Origin of the sequence: Glutamicibacter sp. NPDC087344 (assembly GCF_044744225.1) — a bacterium.
Classification (GTDB): Bacteria; Actinomycetota; Actinomycetes; order Actinomycetales; family Micrococcaceae; genus Glutamicibacter.
Map to the genome: position 1 here is coordinate 204,434 of NZ_JBIUXY010000007.1, position 14,610 is coordinate 219,043.

12 protein-coding genes and 1 pseudogene are annotated in these 14,610 nt (G+C 60.6%); 7 read left to right on the forward strand and 6 right to left on the reverse strand.

Going from position 1 to position 14,610, the window contains the following annotated elements:
- Positions 1-20 precede the first annotated feature (20 nt).
- Together ACIOWL_RS14190 and ACIOWL_RS14195 are read right to left on the reverse strand one after the other, a co-directional pair.
- The gene (locus tag ACIOWL_RS14190; protein WP_400386304.1) at positions 21-1,034 is read right to left on the reverse strand and encodes a LacI family DNA-binding transcriptional regulator; all 1,014 of its coding nucleotides are present in this window, start codon (positions 1,032-1,034) and stop codon (positions 21-23) included.
- Positions 1,035-1,216: 182 nt separating this feature from the next.
- Positions 1,217-1,561, reverse strand: a pseudogene (locus ACIOWL_RS14195) (NAD(P)-dependent oxidoreductase); the annotation flags it as partial.
- A 236-nt stretch (positions 1,562-1,797) separates the two neighbouring features.
- Between ACIOWL_RS14195 and ACIOWL_RS14200 the strand changes: the two are divergent.
- Genes ACIOWL_RS14200 through ACIOWL_RS14210 form a run of 3 tightly spaced genes read left to right on the forward strand, consistent with a single transcriptional unit; the run spans position 1,798 to position 4,680 of the window.
- Positions 1,798-2,145, forward strand: a complete 348-nt coding sequence (locus ACIOWL_RS14200; protein WP_400386307.1) for an L-rhamnose mutarotase — start codon at positions 1,798-1,800, stop codon at positions 2,143-2,145.
- Positions 2,146-2,203: 58 nt separating this feature from the next.
- Positions 2,204-3,376: an L-rhamnose isomerase gene (rhaI, locus tag ACIOWL_RS14205; RefSeq protein ID WP_400386310.1), complete on the forward strand. Its 1,173-nt coding sequence runs from the start codon at positions 2,204-2,206 to the stop codon at positions 3,374-3,376.
- Positions 3,377-3,378: 2 nt separating this feature from the next.
- On the forward strand, positions 3,379-4,680 hold the full coding sequence (locus ACIOWL_RS14210; protein ID WP_400386313.1) for an MFS transporter: 1,302 nt from the start codon (positions 3,379-3,381) through the stop codon (positions 4,678-4,680).
- A 60-nt stretch (positions 4,681-4,740) separates the two neighbouring features.
- On the opposite strand, the gene ACIOWL_RS14215 is transcribed toward ACIOWL_RS14210, so the two are convergent.
- Genes ACIOWL_RS14215 through ACIOWL_RS14225 form a run of 3 tightly spaced genes read right to left on the reverse strand, consistent with a single transcriptional unit; the run spans position 4,741 to position 7,999 of the window.
- Entirely contained in the window at positions 4,741-5,517 is a 777-nt protein-coding gene (locus tag ACIOWL_RS14215) for an SDR family NAD(P)-dependent oxidoreductase (RefSeq protein ID WP_400386316.1), read from the reverse strand.
- Positions 5,517-6,950, reverse strand: coding sequence for an FGGY-family carbohydrate kinase (locus ACIOWL_RS14220; protein ID WP_400386319.1), 1,434 nt, complete (start codon positions 6,948-6,950; stop codon positions 5,517-5,519). The genes ACIOWL_RS14215 and ACIOWL_RS14220 overlap by 1 nt, the downstream gene beginning before the upstream one ends.
- A complete protein-coding gene (locus ACIOWL_RS14225; RefSeq protein ID WP_400386322.1) occupies positions 6,947-7,999 on the reverse strand; it encodes a 2-hydroxyacid dehydrogenase in 1,053 nt (350 codons plus the stop codon). The genes ACIOWL_RS14220 and ACIOWL_RS14225 overlap by 4 nt, the downstream gene beginning before the upstream one ends.
- A 48-nt stretch (positions 8,000-8,047) precedes the next feature.
- Here ACIOWL_RS14225 and ACIOWL_RS14230 point away from each other — a divergent pair, with 48 nt between their 5' ends.
- Complete coding sequence (locus ACIOWL_RS14230; protein ID WP_400386325.1) at positions 8,048-8,800, forward strand: DeoR/GlpR family DNA-binding transcription regulator; 753 nt, start codon at positions 8,048-8,050, stop codon at positions 8,798-8,800.
- On the opposite strand, the gene ACIOWL_RS14235 is transcribed toward ACIOWL_RS14230, so the two are convergent.
- Complete coding sequence (locus ACIOWL_RS14235) at positions 8,793-10,082, reverse strand: MFS transporter (protein WP_400386328.1); 1,290 nt, start codon at positions 10,080-10,082, stop codon at positions 8,793-8,795. The genes ACIOWL_RS14230 and ACIOWL_RS14235 overlap by 8 nt on opposite strands.
- Before the next feature lie 153 nt (positions 10,083-10,235).
- On the opposite strand from ACIOWL_RS14235, the gene ACIOWL_RS14240 reads away from it, so the two are divergent.
- The 3 genes from ACIOWL_RS14240 (at position 10,236) to ACIOWL_RS14250 (ending at position 14,601) form a co-directional block, all read left to right on the forward strand.
- A complete protein-coding gene (locus ACIOWL_RS14240; RefSeq protein ID WP_400386330.1) occupies positions 10,236-10,997 on the forward strand; it encodes a DeoR/GlpR family DNA-binding transcription regulator in 762 nt (253 codons plus the stop codon).
- A 74-nt stretch (positions 10,998-11,071) separates the two neighbouring features.
- Positions 11,072-13,120, forward strand: coding sequence for a bifunctional aldolase/short-chain dehydrogenase (locus tag ACIOWL_RS14245; RefSeq protein WP_400386333.1), 2,049 nt, complete (start codon positions 11,072-11,074; stop codon positions 13,118-13,120).
- Complete coding sequence (locus ACIOWL_RS14250; protein WP_400386336.1) at positions 13,117-14,601, forward strand: rhamnulokinase family protein; 1,485 nt, start codon at positions 13,117-13,119, stop codon at positions 14,599-14,601. Before ACIOWL_RS14245 ends, ACIOWL_RS14250 begins: the two co-directional genes overlap by 4 nt.
- Positions 14,602-14,610 lie beyond the last annotated feature (9 nt).

The window sequence follows — 14,610 nt, forward strand, 5'->3', positions numbered from 1 at the left end:
TTGCGCAGGGTGTGAAGACGCTAGGACTCTTTGGCGCCCACGGTGGAGGCGCGAACCACCAATTTGGGGGTGAAAACAAACTGTTCGCGGACCGCATCCTCGCCCGCCTCGGCCTCGCGCAAAAGGACATCAACCGCGGTCCGGCCAATCTCGGCTGCGGGCTGGCTGATGGTGGTGATCGGCACGATGGCGGACTCGGCAAAATCGATGTCGTCGTATCCAACCAGGGCGATGTCCTGTGGAACCTGGATCTTTCCAGACATCACAAAGGCCTGAAGCAAACCCATGGCCAGCAGGTCATTGGCCGCAAAAACTGCGTCGGGCCGGGACTCCGGATCCATGGCCGCAATACGTTCGCCGACGGCCCGGCCTTCCAGCACGGTCAGTTTGTCCGTGGGAATGCAGTCCAGCACAGCGCCCTCGGTGGCGGCGATGACCTCGCGGGCCCCTTCCAAGCGGTGGCGTACCTGCTCGATTCGCTCGGGCCCGCCCACGTAGGCGATGCGCCTGCGCCCGAGCTCGATCAGGTGCGCCGCGGCCAGGCGTCCGCCGGCTACGTCATCTACCGACACCGAGGAAAAACTGCGGTCCCCGCTGCCGCGGTCGACCAGAACCACCGGGGTCCCTGATTCGCGCAGCCTCCAGAGCCGGCCGAGGTCTTCATGCATGGGAGAGATCAGGACCCCGGCGACGCGTTGCTCTTCAAACAGTTCAAGCAGCTGCTGTTCGATGCTCAGCGAGTTGTCGCTGGTCCCGGTCAGCACGGTATAGCCGTTTTCCAAGGCCCGGTGTTGAGCACCTTGGGTCACGTCCATAAAAAACGGGTTGCGGGTATCAAGGACAATGAGTCCAAAACTTCGCGAGTGCCCGGCGCGCAGTTGACGTGCTGCATCGTTACGGACGAATCCCAGCTTTTCAATGGCCGCGGTGACCTTGGCGACGGTGCGTTCTGCGACGACCTGCGGGCGGTTGAGCACATTGGAGACCGTGCCTACGGAAACCCCCGCCTCGGCGGCGACTTCCTTTACGCTCACGCTCACTGCCTTAACCCTGTCTTCCTTGGAAATGATCTTTCGAGAGTATATCGTCTTGGCCTTGGGTAATTCTTGGGCGATTGAAGTTTTCCCAACACACATGCTCTATTTCTTGGTCATTTTTCCTTCTAGTAAATCCGCTTACCACCTGCCAAATGCTGCAGGGTTAAGTTTCAATACCGTCAGTTCCGCAACCTTTGCATGGGACGTAACAAACTCAGGCCTTGAGCAAAACGATCAACATTGCGACCAAGATCGATGGCACGAGAGCGGAAAATATCCTCGGTGATTCCCGAACAATGCGGGGTCATCAGGACGTTGGGAAACTCGGACAGCGGATACTGCGAGGGCTCGCCGTAGTCACCGGCCTGAGGATAGTTCCACCACACGTCCAAGGCTGCTCCACCGATGATTCCCGAACTGAGGGCTTCATAGAGGTCTTTTTCCTTGATGATCGGACCGCGTGCCACATTGATAATCAGGCCCTCTGGGCCACGCAGGGGTAGATGCTCCTGGGCAATGAGTGCATGCGCCTGCGTTGAAGCCTTCTTTTAGGGTTTCTCCTTGGCGGGGGAGCGACAAATCCGCGATGAGTTGAAAGGTTTCAAAAACCTTGTCCCGGATCACCTTTTCGCCTTGAATTTCCATCGACACCTGCTCTACACTCAATGAAGTCAGTTGAATTGAAACGATTCATTTTCAATTCACAGGGCAGGGCTTCACCGGCCCGATCGAATGCACTGAACGGGGAAGGCCGAGTTTCATGCGAGTTTGTTTCCAACTTCAGGTCAAGGTTGACCGCATTCAGGAGTACACCCGCCGCCACGCGGCTGTTTGGCCGCAGATGCTCCAAGCCATCAACGACGCCGGGCGGAAAAACTACTCCCTGTTCCTGCGCGAGGACGGCCTGCTGATCGGTTACTACGAGACGGAAGACGACCAAGCCGCGCAGGCGGCGCTGGATGCGGATCCCCGCACCGCAGCCTGGGAAGCGGACATGGCCGACTTTTTTGTCTCCCTGGATGGCCGAGCCGACCAGGGCGCACCGCGGTTGCGCGAAGTCTTCAACCTCGAAGACCAGCTGACCGCCACCGCCAACGCGGCGAACTGAACACCACACCACAAATTTTCCCCGCACGTACCAACGCAAGAGAAGAACGGAGAGATCCATGGGCGCAAAGCTGAGTCCCGAGATCCTAACCACCCTTGAACGCCTGGCCATCGAGGTTCCTTCCTGGGCCTATGGCAACTCCGGCACCCGCTTCAAGGTCTACGGCACCCCGGGAACCCCGCGTGATGCCTTCGAGAAGATCGCCGATGCCGCAGAGGTCAACCGCCTGACCGGGCTGGCACCGTCGGTTGCCCTGCATATCCCGTGGGACAAGGTGGAAGACTTCTCGGTTCTGCGTCGCCATGCCGAGGATCTGGGTGTCCAGCTGGGCACCATCAACTCCAACACCTTCCAGGACGACGACTACAAGTTCGGTGCGCTGACCCACGAGGATCCAAAGATCCGCCGCAAGGCAATCGACCACCACCTTGAGTGCATCGACGTCATGAACGCCACCGGATCACGTGATCTGAAGATCTGGCTGGCCGAGGGTTCCAACTACCCGGGCCAGGCCGACATGCGCGGCCGCCAGGACCGCTTGTCCGACTCGTTGGCAGAGATCTACGCCGGCCTGGGCGACGAGCACCGCCTGGTGCTGGAGTACAAGTTCTTCGAGCCGTCCTTCTACCACACCGATGTTCCGGACTGGGGCACCTCCTACGCCCAGGTCGCCGCGCTGGGTGAGAAGGCAATGGTTTGCCTGGACACCGGGCACCACGCACCGGGCACCAACATTGAATTCATCGTGATGCAGCTGCTGCGCCTGGGCAAGCTTGGCTCCTTCGACTTCAACTCGCGCTTCTACGCAGATGACGACCTGATTGTCGGCACCGCAGATCCGTACCAGCTCTTCCGCATCATGGCCGAGGTGCACCGCGGTGGCGGCCTTGAGGTGGATACCCCCATCAGCTTCATGCTCGATCAGTGCCACAATGTAGAAGACAAGATTCTTGGACAGATCCGAAGTGTGCTCAATGTGCAGGAAATGACCGCCCGCGCCCTGCTGATCGACCGGGTTGCCCTCACCGAGGCGCAGCTTTCCGGCGACGTGCTCAAGGCCAACGAGATCTTCATGGACGCCTACTACACCGACGTCCGCGGCGAACTGGCTGCATGGCGCGATTCGCGCGGCCTGCCAGCTGACCCGATGCAGGCATTCCGCACCTCGGACTACCAGTCGACCATCGAAGCCGAGCGCGCCGGTGGCGTCCAGGCCGGTTGGGGAGCCTAAAAATGACTACCGTTGCAAAGAAGCGCGGCATTACCGGTTGGAAGGCCACCATTGCGGTGGCCATGAGCAACTACATCGAGGCCGGCGCGATTATCGCCCTGGCCACCAGCCTGAGCCTGTGGCAGAGCGCCTTTGGTTTTGACGACGCGCTGGTTGGCGTCATCGCCGCGGTCTCCGCGAATGCCTTCGGCGCCGCCTTGGGCGCGCTCATCGGCGGTCCGCTGTGCGACCGCCTGGGCCGCAAGTTCATCTACACCTATGACCTGATCGTGTTCATGATCGGCGCCCTGATGATCACCTTCACCTCGGGGACTGCCCTGCTGGTGATCGGCGTGATCCTGATGGGCATCGCCGTGGGTGCCGGTGTTCCGGCTTCCTGGACCTACATTGCCGAAGAGGCCCCCAGCGAGCACCGCGCAGCCCACGTGGGCACCGCGCAGCTGGCCTGGTCGGTTGGCCCGGCGATCGGTTTCGCGCTGGCAATCCTGGTTGAACCATGGGGTGTCAACGGATCGCGTGTGATCTTCTTCCACCTGTTCATCATTGCCGCCGTGACCTGGTGGGTCCGCCGCGGCCTGCCGGAATCGACCCGGTGGAAGGAACAGCGCCAGGCGGAAATCGCCGCCGGCACCAAGATTTCATTCTTCTCCGGCATGCGCGGCCTGCTGGCCGACCGCCGCAACTGGACCGCGCTGTTCTTCCTGCTGGGTGTCTACGGCCTGTGGAACACCGTTGCAGGCCAGGCCGGCATCTTCCAGCCACGTGTGTACGAGGCAGCCGGTGTGGAATCGGCAACCCAGCAGAACCTGTTGCAGGTGCTGGTGTGGGTGCTGACGGCGGTTGCCACCTACTTCGGTTTCATGAAGTACGGGGACAAGGTTTCGCGTCGTTGGCTGTACTTCGCCGGCGCCGCGCTGGGTGTGGTGGCGTGGGTTGTGCTGATCTTCGCCCCTCCAGGTGCTTTCTCCCTGCTGTTCTACGCCGTGGCGTGGGGCATCTCGGCCGGTATCGGCGCCCAGGCGTTCTACGGGCTGTGGACCGCTGAACTGTTCGCCACCCGGTACCGCGCCAGCGCCCAGGGTGTGCTGTTCATGCTCGCCCGCGTCCTGGTCGGCCTGCTCTCCCTGGTCTTCCCGGTCCTGCTCACCAGCATGGGCTTGGAGAAGCTCGGCCTGCTGATCATCGGCCTGCTGGTTGCAGCACTGCTCATCGGCACCATCTGGGCCCCGGAAACCCGCGGCAAGACGCTGGAAGAAATCGAACTCGAGCGCTACGGCTATGCCGAGCGCGCTACCAAGGCCTAGTCGCTGAGGAAGTAAGTAGGGCTGTGGTTTTGCGATGCAAATCCACAGCCCTACTTTCAGTTAAACCAGAGTGTATCCACCATCGATGATGTAGGTCTGCCCCACCACGTAGGAGGACTGTTCACTAGCCAGGAACGTTAGCAGTCCACCGAGTTCCTCGGGTTGGCCCATCCGGCCTGCGGGGATCTTGCCGATCCAGTGGGCAGCCTTTTGCGGATTCTCAGCGACAAAATCTTTGGTCATGTCAGTGGCGAAGTAACCGGGAGCGATTGCATTAACCCGGATTCCCAGCGGCAGCCATTCAATTGCAGCGCTCTTGGTGAACATTGATACCCCGGCCTTGGAGGTGTTGTACGCCGCTTGAGTCTGTGGAATGTTGACTGCGAAAGCAGACATCGAGGAGACATTCACGATCGAAGCACGGTGCTCCCCTCCGCGGGCTTGATGGCGCTTGGCAAACTCGCGCGCCATGAGGAAAGTGCCGGAAAGGTTCACCTGCATCAGCTTGTTCCACACATCGAGGCTGGTTTCAAGCAGCTCGGTTCCCGAGGTAATTCCTGCGCTGTTGACCAGAATGTCAGCTTCGCCAAGGCGCTGAGCAACTTCAGCCAAGGTTTGGGTCACCCAATTTTCGTCCGTGATATCTACCCGCAAGCCAATGCACTGCGTACCGCTGTGTTCCTGTAGGCCAGCGGCCGCCTCGGACACCGAGTCAAGCAAATCAAGGAGCGCGACGCGGGCTCCCTGCTCCGCTAACACGGTGGCCATGGACAGTCCTAGCCCCCTGGCTCCGCCGGTGACTACGGCAACACGACCGGCAAGCTCGGCTGTGCGCACTATCGCTGTTCCCTTCGTGCAAGGTTGAGCTCGGCTACCCGAGATGCCCACTGAGCGCGTACCTCATAAGCTGCATGCAACTCGGGATCTGGTGTGAAAGATGCATCGATCTGCACTTCATCGGCAACGATGTCCGCCAAGCGGTAGGCTTGCACCGCATAACCGGCTAGGTAGGAAGCTCCTTGCGCCGCGCCATGTCCACTGCGCGGGCGGTGCACCGGGATACCGGTTACGTCGGCTTTGATTTGCAACCACATGGCCGACTTGGCTCCACCGCCGGTGGCAAGGATACGATCCACCGGATAACCATGTTGCTGAATCGTGCAGACATCTTCGGCCAGTGCCATGGAGTTTCCTTCCATAGTGGCCAGCATGATGTCATATCCGTCGGTGGCTAGATCTATGCCGTCGATGATTCCCCGTGCCTCGGGGTTCCACCGCGGGGTGCGTTCCCCGGCGAGTGAACTGATCACTGTCAACCGTGACGGGCGTTCGCGCGAAGCCAGCTCTGCAACGTTTCGCAGGTCCTGAGACGCGTCAAGCCTGTTGACCCAGTCGATCGCCGCACCCGCAGTAACCTGGGCGGTGATCAACAAGTCCACCCCTTCAATGCAATGCCGTGCATGAATGAAACCTGGGACCGTCGTGCCGGGTTTCACTGCCAGAATAGCCACATTGGAGAAACCGGTCATTTCCACCAAGGGCCCGCCGAGACCCAAGACACCTGCTTCGATGGCTGAACCCACCGAATCGATGGCGCCAGCTGCTACCTGGGCTCCCGCAGTGATGCCAGTGAGTACTGAAGCTTCAGCGGTGACCTGTCCGACGATTTGGCGGCAAGGAACAACCTCCGGCAGCAGGTCAACGCCCAGACCAGCTTGAACCAGCGCGGGAGGGAAAGCGCCCGTGGACTCGTCGAAACCTTGCATCAGCGAGGCAGAGCTGTCATCCAACGTGAACTGCCCGGTCAGTTGGGCAACGATAAAACCGTTGGCGGTGAGCACCGCGCTGGTACGCTCGGCGATCTGCGGGCGTTCACGTAATAACCAGGGAAGCTTTGCGGTTCCGAAAAAGGCGTCCGCCCCATTGCGTCCTCCGGCCTGCTCTGCAATTTGTGCGGCGTCTGCTTGGGCACGGCGGTCGAGCCAAGTCAGCGCGGGACCCACTGGCAGGCCTGCGGCATCGACAGGAACTAGCGTGGGTGCTTGCGAAGTGACTGCCAGAGCGCGTACGGTGTCTTTTTCGAGCACTGAGGGCAACAACTGGCAGATGGCTTCCCACCAGGCCATGGGATCCTGCTCTGCGCCGCCGTCACGATCGGTGGACGTTGGGTACGGGGCAGCGCCTTCGTTAACGAGTTTTCCGTGTGCATCGGTAGTGACGACTTTGACGGAGCTGGTTCCGACGTCGATGCCAAGAAATACTTCACTCATGCCTGTGCCTTTGCAGATTCGGTTAGCGGAGCTAGCAGCGGCTGCCCATTGAGGAAACGTGCCAATTCGGTAGCAGTGCCGCGGGCGGCACGGACAGCTGTCTGCGTGCTAGCACCGGCAATATGCGGGGTCATCACCACATTCAGTCCCTTTGCGGCGGCCTCGAAAATCGGATGGGAAAAGTCCACCGGCTCGGTGGGAAACACGTCAAAAGCTGCGCCGGCCAGCTGGCCGGTTTCGAGCGCCTCGGCTACTGCGTCATAGTCTACAAGCCCGCCGCGCGCGGCATTCACCAAATAGGAGCCACGCGGCATCAGGCTCAGTGACCGTGCATTGATGACGTGGGCGGTCTGTTCGTTCAGCCTGGCGTGGATTGAGACAACTTGGCTGCGGCTAAGCAGCTCTTCCACACTCTGGACACGTTCAACAACTCCTTGAAGTGCCTGTTCTGGAAGGAACGGGTCATAAACCAGCACGGTGGCGCCCATGGCATGCAGCGCGGTGGCAAGTCGAGAACCGACGGCGCCTGCACCGATCAAGCCAATGGTTGCTCCTTCGACTTCAAACCCGACTTGGTCTGCCCGGTAGAAGGACCCCTCCCAGATGCCGTTTTCCAATGTGCGCTGAGTCGCCGGAATGCGTCGCAAGACAGCCAAGAGCAAACCCAGGCTCATTTCAGCCGTGGCCGGGCCGTTACGTCCGGGAACGTTGCAGACGGTCACGCCGTGTCGTTCGCAAGCTTCCAAGTCGATGTTGCTTGGGCCGCCTCGGGACACACCGATGAATTTCAGCTGTGGACTAGCGGCTAGTACCTTCTCAGTGACGGGGGCCAGCTGCGTGACCATTGCGTCGCAGCCAACTAGTGCGTCGATCAACAGCTGTTCATCACCGGAGGCTTCGTTGACATTTCCCACCGCTGCGAAGGGGACATCAGGCCATGGTAGTTCGAGGGTTTTGACCTGCAGCTCGGTATCGAGTGCAGCCTGCAACTCCTCGCTAAACAGCTGAGGGAGGATAAACCGATCGCCGGCGGCTAGAACGGTAGTCATGGTGCTCCTTCTTAAGTGGAAACTAGGTGGAAACTTTATGATTGGGATATGGCTAATTTGATGACCGAAGACAGGGAACGTTGGATCCTCTCCGCACTAAGCGAATACGGCTCCGTTTCCCTGGCATCTGCTTCCCTGTCGCTGGGCGTCAGTGAGCAGACGGTTCGACGTGATGTCATGTCGTTGGAACGTCAAGGTCTAGCGCGGCGGGTGAGAGGTGGAGCCCAATCAACGGCCCCTGTGAGTTTTCGTGGCCGCGAAGCGAAAAATACGGAGCAAAAGCGCCTTATTGCCGCGAAGCTGCTGCCCTTGGTTCCGCGTCAAGGGATCATTGCCATTGATTCCTCCTCGACGATGTCCTTGCTTGCCGAGATGATTCGCGATGCCACGGACCTGACGGTAGTGACCAACGGGGTGCAAACCCTGCGCGCCCTGCAGGACAAGCCTGGAATTGAGGCGTTGCTGTTGGGAGGGAAGCTCGATAGCCGTGGCGATTCATTAATCGGGCCGTTGGCAGCGCGTTGCGCCAGCGGGTTTGGGTACTCGATGTTTTTTGCGTCGCAGGCTGGGCTGCATCAGCAACGCGGAGGTTTCGACGACACTTTGGAAGAGGCACACATCAAACAGACCTTTGCTGAATGCTCAGCGCAGGTGGTTGTAGGTGTCGACGCGAGCAAACTGGACCAGTTGTCACTGGCCCAGTCGCTGGAAACCTCAGCCATCCACACTCTGGCCACGGACCTCGATCCACAGCACCGGGCGTTGGATGGCATGCGTAAGCTCATTCCTCGGGTTATTTAATTCGCTCGGCGGACTCGGCGGTGGACACCGCATACTTGGCCAGCGCGTCCTGATCTACCTTCATTACGAAGGTCAGGGCGAAGCCAATGAGATAGGTGCATGCCAAGACGATGACGGTGGCCGCGGTGCCCAGCCAACCCCACAAGAGGGTGACCAATAGGGAACCGACAAACTGTGAAAGCCCTGCCGACAAGTTCAGCAGTGCCACGGCCTCGCCACGGTGTTTCGGTTCCAATGCCGGCATGAGTGCCGACAACGGCACGTACGCTGCGATGGCGATACCTAAGAGGATCACCCCGAAAGCGGCAATCCATGGAATTGGCCCAACCAGGGCAGGGACAAAATACATCACCAAAGTGGCGATGAACATGCCGATACTGCCGAACCAACGAATGGTTCGAATCCAGCCAAGCTTGTCACCCAAGACGCCCCACATGAGGTTTGTGAAGATGGTGACGAGGTACACCAGTCCCCAGAGGCTCAGCCATTCGCCCTGTTCAAAGCCGATGTCGCGCACGAATACGATAGGCAGCATCACGATAAAGGCGTAGAGCGAGATCTGGTTAATGACGCGCTGGATCATGCCATAACCCAGCTGTGGATTGTGGAAGGGCAGCGAGATTGTGTGCCGCAGTACACCCAGCAACCCGGTCATGGTGCGTGGCCCTTGAACTTCGGGGCCCTTGCCGTCAACCATGAAGTAGGCCAGCAATCCGCCGACTGCGATGAAAATGCAAGCGGCCCACATGGTGGTGACCTCACCGATCAAAGGGATCGTCAGGCCTGGTAGGTATGAACCGAAGACTCCGACACCCACTGAATACGATGCCCAGAACCAGCCCATTGCGCTTGAGAGTTTGTTCTGTGGCGCGGCATAGGAAATCCAGACCACGAACCCGTACACGAACATGGGATAGGCAATCGCACGGATGGCGTACATGAGCATCATCATTGGATAGTTGTGAGCCATGATTCCAAAAAACAGGAAACCGGCGTGAAAGACGATCCAGCCGATGGTCGCAAGACCCATGATGCGTTTGGGAGTGTAGTACTCGGCTAATACGCCCGATGCGAAGGCCGCGATCGCAACGATGAAACCGTACACGGTGAAGAGGGTGCCAACCTGAGAGGTGGAGAACCCTTGGGAAGTGACGAGGTAGTCCGAGAGGAATGCTTGTTCTAGGCCGTCGCCGGTCATGAAGAAGGCAATTGCGACGTAACCCCAGATGAGTGCCTTAGATAAGCCCATGAAGTTACGCGCAGGGGAGGGGGAAAGTGTCACCTGTGTTCTCCTTTGAATCTCTGGTGCCGAGTGTAGTGTGCAAAAAAGCATCTTGTAAAAAGATGTAAGAAATTGTCAGAAATGTCAAGAAGGAAAATTGTGCTTTGACGGCGTCGAGTTGTGGCGATGTGCCGAATCGGACAAGCTTAGGGCATGTCAACTAGTGGATCACTGGGCGCGCAACAGCGTCGACGCGTCATTCTGGAATGGTTAGAAAATTCAAACGAGGTGCGCCTGAATCATGCCGCCGAGCACTTCGGGGTCTCGGAGATGACGGTGCGTCGCGACCTGGCGGACCTGGAAGTGGAAGGGTATGTGCGCCGCGTGCGCGGCGGTGCCATGAAGATCACCGGGCCGCGCCGGTATGCGGTGCGCAGTGCTCAACATCGAGAAGCCAAGGAAGTGATTGCGGCTAAGGCGGTGACGCTGCTCCCGGATGCCGGCGGGGTAGCTTTGGATGCTTCGTCGACCTCGGGGCTACTGGCGCAGGCGTTGGAACCAGCGACTGGATTATTGTTGGCCACCAACTCTTACACGACATTTCGAGCCTTGCCGCGAGCCGAGGGCCAGTCGACAATCCTGATTGGCGGTGAGCTCGACGAGCTTACCGATAGCTTCGTGGGTCCGGTTGCTTGCTCCTGCGCTTCGTCATTCGGGTACAAAACGTTTTTCATGGGAGCTAGTGGTGTGGATGTGGAGTCCGGCATGATGGACGTCTCGCTGGCCGAGGTTCAGGTGAAGCAGGAGTTCGCCCGCGCCGCGGACAGGGTTGTTGTGCTTGCGGATTCTTCGAAACTTTCGCGACGCGACGCTGTGCGTTGTTTGGGGTGGGGTGAGGTGGACGTACTAGTCACCGAGCTTGAACCGCATGACCCGTTGCTGGATCCGTTCCGGAAGCTCGTGGAAATTTTGTGAACGATCTTGCGAAGCGTGTTAGATTTTGTGATAATTAACAATTAGTTACACAACGTGAAAACGAAGGACACCTCATGGCTAGCACCGCGACACGTACCGCCGCACAGGAACTGATCGAGCGCTCAAACCGCTTGGGCGCTGACAAGAAGAACACCAACTACGCCGGCGGCAACACCTCGGCCAAGGGCACTGCCACCGACCCGGTCACCGGGGAAGAGGTCGAGCTGCTCTGGGTCAAGGGATCCGGCGGAGACCTGGGCACCCTGACCGAACAGGGCCTGTCCACCCTGCGCCTGGACCGCATGCGTTCGCTGGTCAACGTCTACCCGGGTGTTGAGCGTGAAGATGAAATGGTCGCTGCCTTCGATTACTGCCTGCACGGCAAGGGCGGTGCCGCGCCGTCCATCGACACCGCCATGCACGGCCTGGTGAACGCCAACCACGTGGACCACCTGCACCCGGATTCGGGTATCGCGATTGCCACCTCGGCCAACGGCCGCGAACTGACCGAAAAGATCTTCGGGGACAAGGTTGCGTGGGTTGACTGGCGTCGCCCGGGCTTCCAGCTGGGCCTGGACATTGCCGCCATCAAGGAAGCAAACCCGCAGGCAGTGGGCTGCATCCTCGGCGGCCACGGCATCACCGCCTGGGGCGAAACCAGCGAAGAGTCTGAGGCGAACTCGCTGTGGATCATTGACACCGCGGCCGCCTACATCCAGGAGCACGGCTCCGCAGAACCTTTCGGTCCGGTAGTCGCCGGTTTCGAAGCACTTGAGGAAGCTGAGCGCCGCACCCGCGCCGCCGCCTTGGCGCCGACCATTCGCGGTTTGGCCAGCACCGACAAGCCAATGGTCGGCCACTTCACCGACGATTCGCGGGTGCTGGACTTCCTGTCCCGTGAAAAGCTGGCCGGCCTGGCCGCCCTGGGCACCAGCTGCCCGGACCACTTCCTGCGCACCAAGGTCAAGCCAATGGTGCTGGACCTGCCAGCCGGTTCCACGGTTGAAGAGCAGCTGGCCCGCCTGCAGGAACTGCACCTTGAGTACCGCGCGGATTACCAGGCGTACTACGAGGCTCACAAGGATGAGAATTCCCCAGCCATGCGCGGTGCCGATCCGCTGATCGTGCTGGTTCCGGGTGTCGGCATGTTCTCCTACGGGGCGAACAAGCAGACCGCTCGGGTGGCCGGCGAGTTCTACCTGAACGCCATCAACGTGATGCGCGGCGCCGAGGCGCTGTCGACCTACACCCCGATCTCCGACGCGGAGAAGTTCCGCATCGAGTACTGGGCGCTGGAAGAAGCCAAGCTGCAGCGTATGCCGAAACCCAAGTCGCACGCCGGGCGTATTGCCCTGGTGACCGGGGCCGCTTCCGGCATCGGCAAGGCAATCGCCACCCGTTTGGCCGCCGAGGGCGCCTGCGTGGTTATTGCAGACTTGGATCTGGCCAAGGCCCAGTCCGCCGCGGCGGAGCTGGGCAACTCGGATGTCGCCATCGGCGTGGCCGCCAACGTGGCGGATGCCGCCGCGGTGCAGGCCTCGATTGACGCGGCCGTGCTGGCCTTCGGCGGTCTGGACCTGGTGGTCAACAACGCCGGCCTGTCGCTGTCCAAGTCGTTGCTGGACACCACCGAGGCGGATTGGGACCTGCAGCATGACGTGATGGCCAAGGGCTCATTCCTGATCTCCAAGGCCGCCGCCAAGGTGCTCATTGAGCAGAAGCTGGGCGGAGACATCATCTACATCTCCTCCAAGAACTCGGTTTTTGCCGGTCCGAACAACATCGCCTACTCGGCCACCAAGGCAGACCAGGCTCACCAGGTTCGCCTGCTGGCCGTGGAACTGGGCGAGTACGGCATTCGCGTGAACGGCATCAACCCGGATGGCGTGGTGCGCGGCTCAGGCATCTTCGCTTCGGGTTGGGGTGCCAACCGCGCCGCCACCTACGGCGTGGCAGAGGAGGATTTGGGCCAGTTCTACGCGAACCGCACCATCCTCAAGCGTGAAGTGATCCCGGAAAACATCGCCGACGCGGTATTTGTGCTCACCGGCCCGGAACTGACCCGCACCACCGGCCTGCACATCCCGGTTGACTCCGGTGTGGCCGCGGCATTCCTGCGATGAGCCATCTAGTACACGGTGCCCCGGTCGCCGCGGTGGACCTGGGAGCCACCAGCGGCCGGGTCATGCTCGGCGAACTTATCGACGGCAAGGTGCAGCTGCACCTGGTGCACCGATTCGCCAACGGCCCGGTGCCGCTGGCGAACCTGGAAGACGGGGCCGGGCCGGATGACCTGGCCTGGGACATCGACGAGTTGTGGACCCAGATCCGGTACGGCCTGAAGCTTGCCTTCGCGCAGCGCCCGGATATCGCCTCCATTGGCGTGGACTCATGGGCTGTCGACTATGCGCTGCTGGCTGCGGGCGAACGCCTGGGAGCGGTACGACACTACCGGGATCCGCGCAACGAACTGGCGGTCCCGCAGCTGGAAGCAAAGTTCGACCGGGCGGAAATTTTCGACCGCAACGGGTTGCAGTTCCTGCCGTTTAATACGGTGTACCAGCTTCAGGCTGAGCGTGCGCACACACGGTTGGCCGCGGCGGATACGGTGCTACTGGTCCCTGACTACTTCAACTGGTTGCTGACCGGAGTCGCCCGCAGTGAATGGACCAACGTATCCACCACCGGGCTGCTCAATCAGCGCACCGGCACCTGGGATGCGCAGCTGAGCGAGCATCTTGGGGTGGCTAACAAGCTGCCTGAGATCATCCACCCGGGAGAAGTTGTGGGCCGCTTGCGCCCAGAACTCGCTGAGGAACTGGGTGCCGGTCAATCGGTGCAGGTGGTGGCGGTGGCTTCGCATGACACCGCCAGCGCGGTGGCCGCCACGCCGCTGTCCAGCGCCCGGTCGGCCTATGTATCGTGCGGGACCTGGGGGCTTGTGGGTGTTGAGCTCCAGGCTCCGGTTCTCACCGAGAAGGCGCGCAGCGCAGGGTTCACCAATGAGCTCGGGGTGGACCAGAGTGTGCGGTTCCTCAAAAACGTGACCGGAACCTTCTTGCTCAGCGAATCGATCCGTTTCTGGAACGAGCAGGCGGCAGCCTCAGGGCAGGCAGAAACCAGCCTTGAAGAACTGTTGGTGCAGGCCGAAAAGCTTCCTGTTCCACCGGTGCTCATCGATCCGCAGGACGAGCGTTTCCTGGCTCCAGGGCAGATGCCGCAGCGTGTGGGTGAAGCGGTGCGTGACGCTGGAGGCCAGATTCCGGCGACCCGCGCCGAACTGATCCGGGTGATCATCGAATCGCTCGCTGCCAGCTTCGCCTCCCAGGCGTTTGCGGCGGCGGAATTTGGCGGTTTTGCGCCTCAGGCCATCCACATTGTTGGTGGTGGTTCGCAAGGCGAGCTGCTGTGCCAGCGCACCGCAGATCATGCCGGGGTGCCGGTAGTTGCTGGACCGGTTGAATGCACCGCGCTGGGCAATGTCCTGGTGCAGCAGCGTGCCTCGGCTGGCTCCGAGGTGAACCTGGCAGACCTGCGCGAGCTGGTCAGCGCGTCGGTTCAACTCACAACGTACGTGCCGCAGAGCACTGCAAGTTTGGTCTAGATCCGTGTG

What these genes read in the sequence shown, in the direction of transcription:
- ACIOWL_RS14220 (WP_400386319.1), bottom strand. Translation starts at nt 6,950, where the DNA reads ATGAGTGAAGTATTTCTTGGCATCGACGTCGGAACCAGCTCCGTCAAA.
- ACIOWL_RS14240 (WP_400386330.1), top strand. Translation starts at nt 10,236, where the DNA reads ATGTCAACTAGTGGATCACTGGGCGCGCAACAGCGTCGACGCGTCATT.
- ACIOWL_RS14245 (WP_400386333.1), top strand. Translation starts at nt 11,072, where the DNA reads ATGGCTAGCACCGCGACACGTACCGCCGCACAGGAACTGATCGAGCGC.
- ACIOWL_RS14200 (WP_400386307.1), top strand. Translation starts at nt 1,798, where the DNA reads ATGCGAGTTTGTTTCCAACTTCAGGTCAAGGTTGACCGCATTCAGGAG.
- ACIOWL_RS14225 (WP_400386322.1), bottom strand. Translation starts at nt 7,999, where the DNA reads ATGACTACCGTTCTAGCCGCCGGCGATCGGTTTATCCTCCCTCAGCTG.
- ACIOWL_RS14230 (WP_400386325.1), top strand. Translation starts at nt 8,048, where the DNA reads ATGGCTAATTTGATGACCGAAGACAGGGAACGTTGGATCCTCTCCGCA.
- ACIOWL_RS14210 (WP_400386313.1), top strand. Translation starts at nt 3,379, where the DNA reads ATGACTACCGTTGCAAAGAAGCGCGGCATTACCGGTTGGAAGGCCACC.
- ACIOWL_RS14250 (WP_400386336.1), top strand. Translation starts at nt 13,117, where the DNA reads ATGAGCCATCTAGTACACGGTGCCCCGGTCGCCGCGGTGGACCTGGGA.
- rhaI (WP_400386310.1), top strand. Translation starts at nt 2,204, where the DNA reads ATGGGCGCAAAGCTGAGTCCCGAGATCCTAACCACCCTTGAACGCCTG.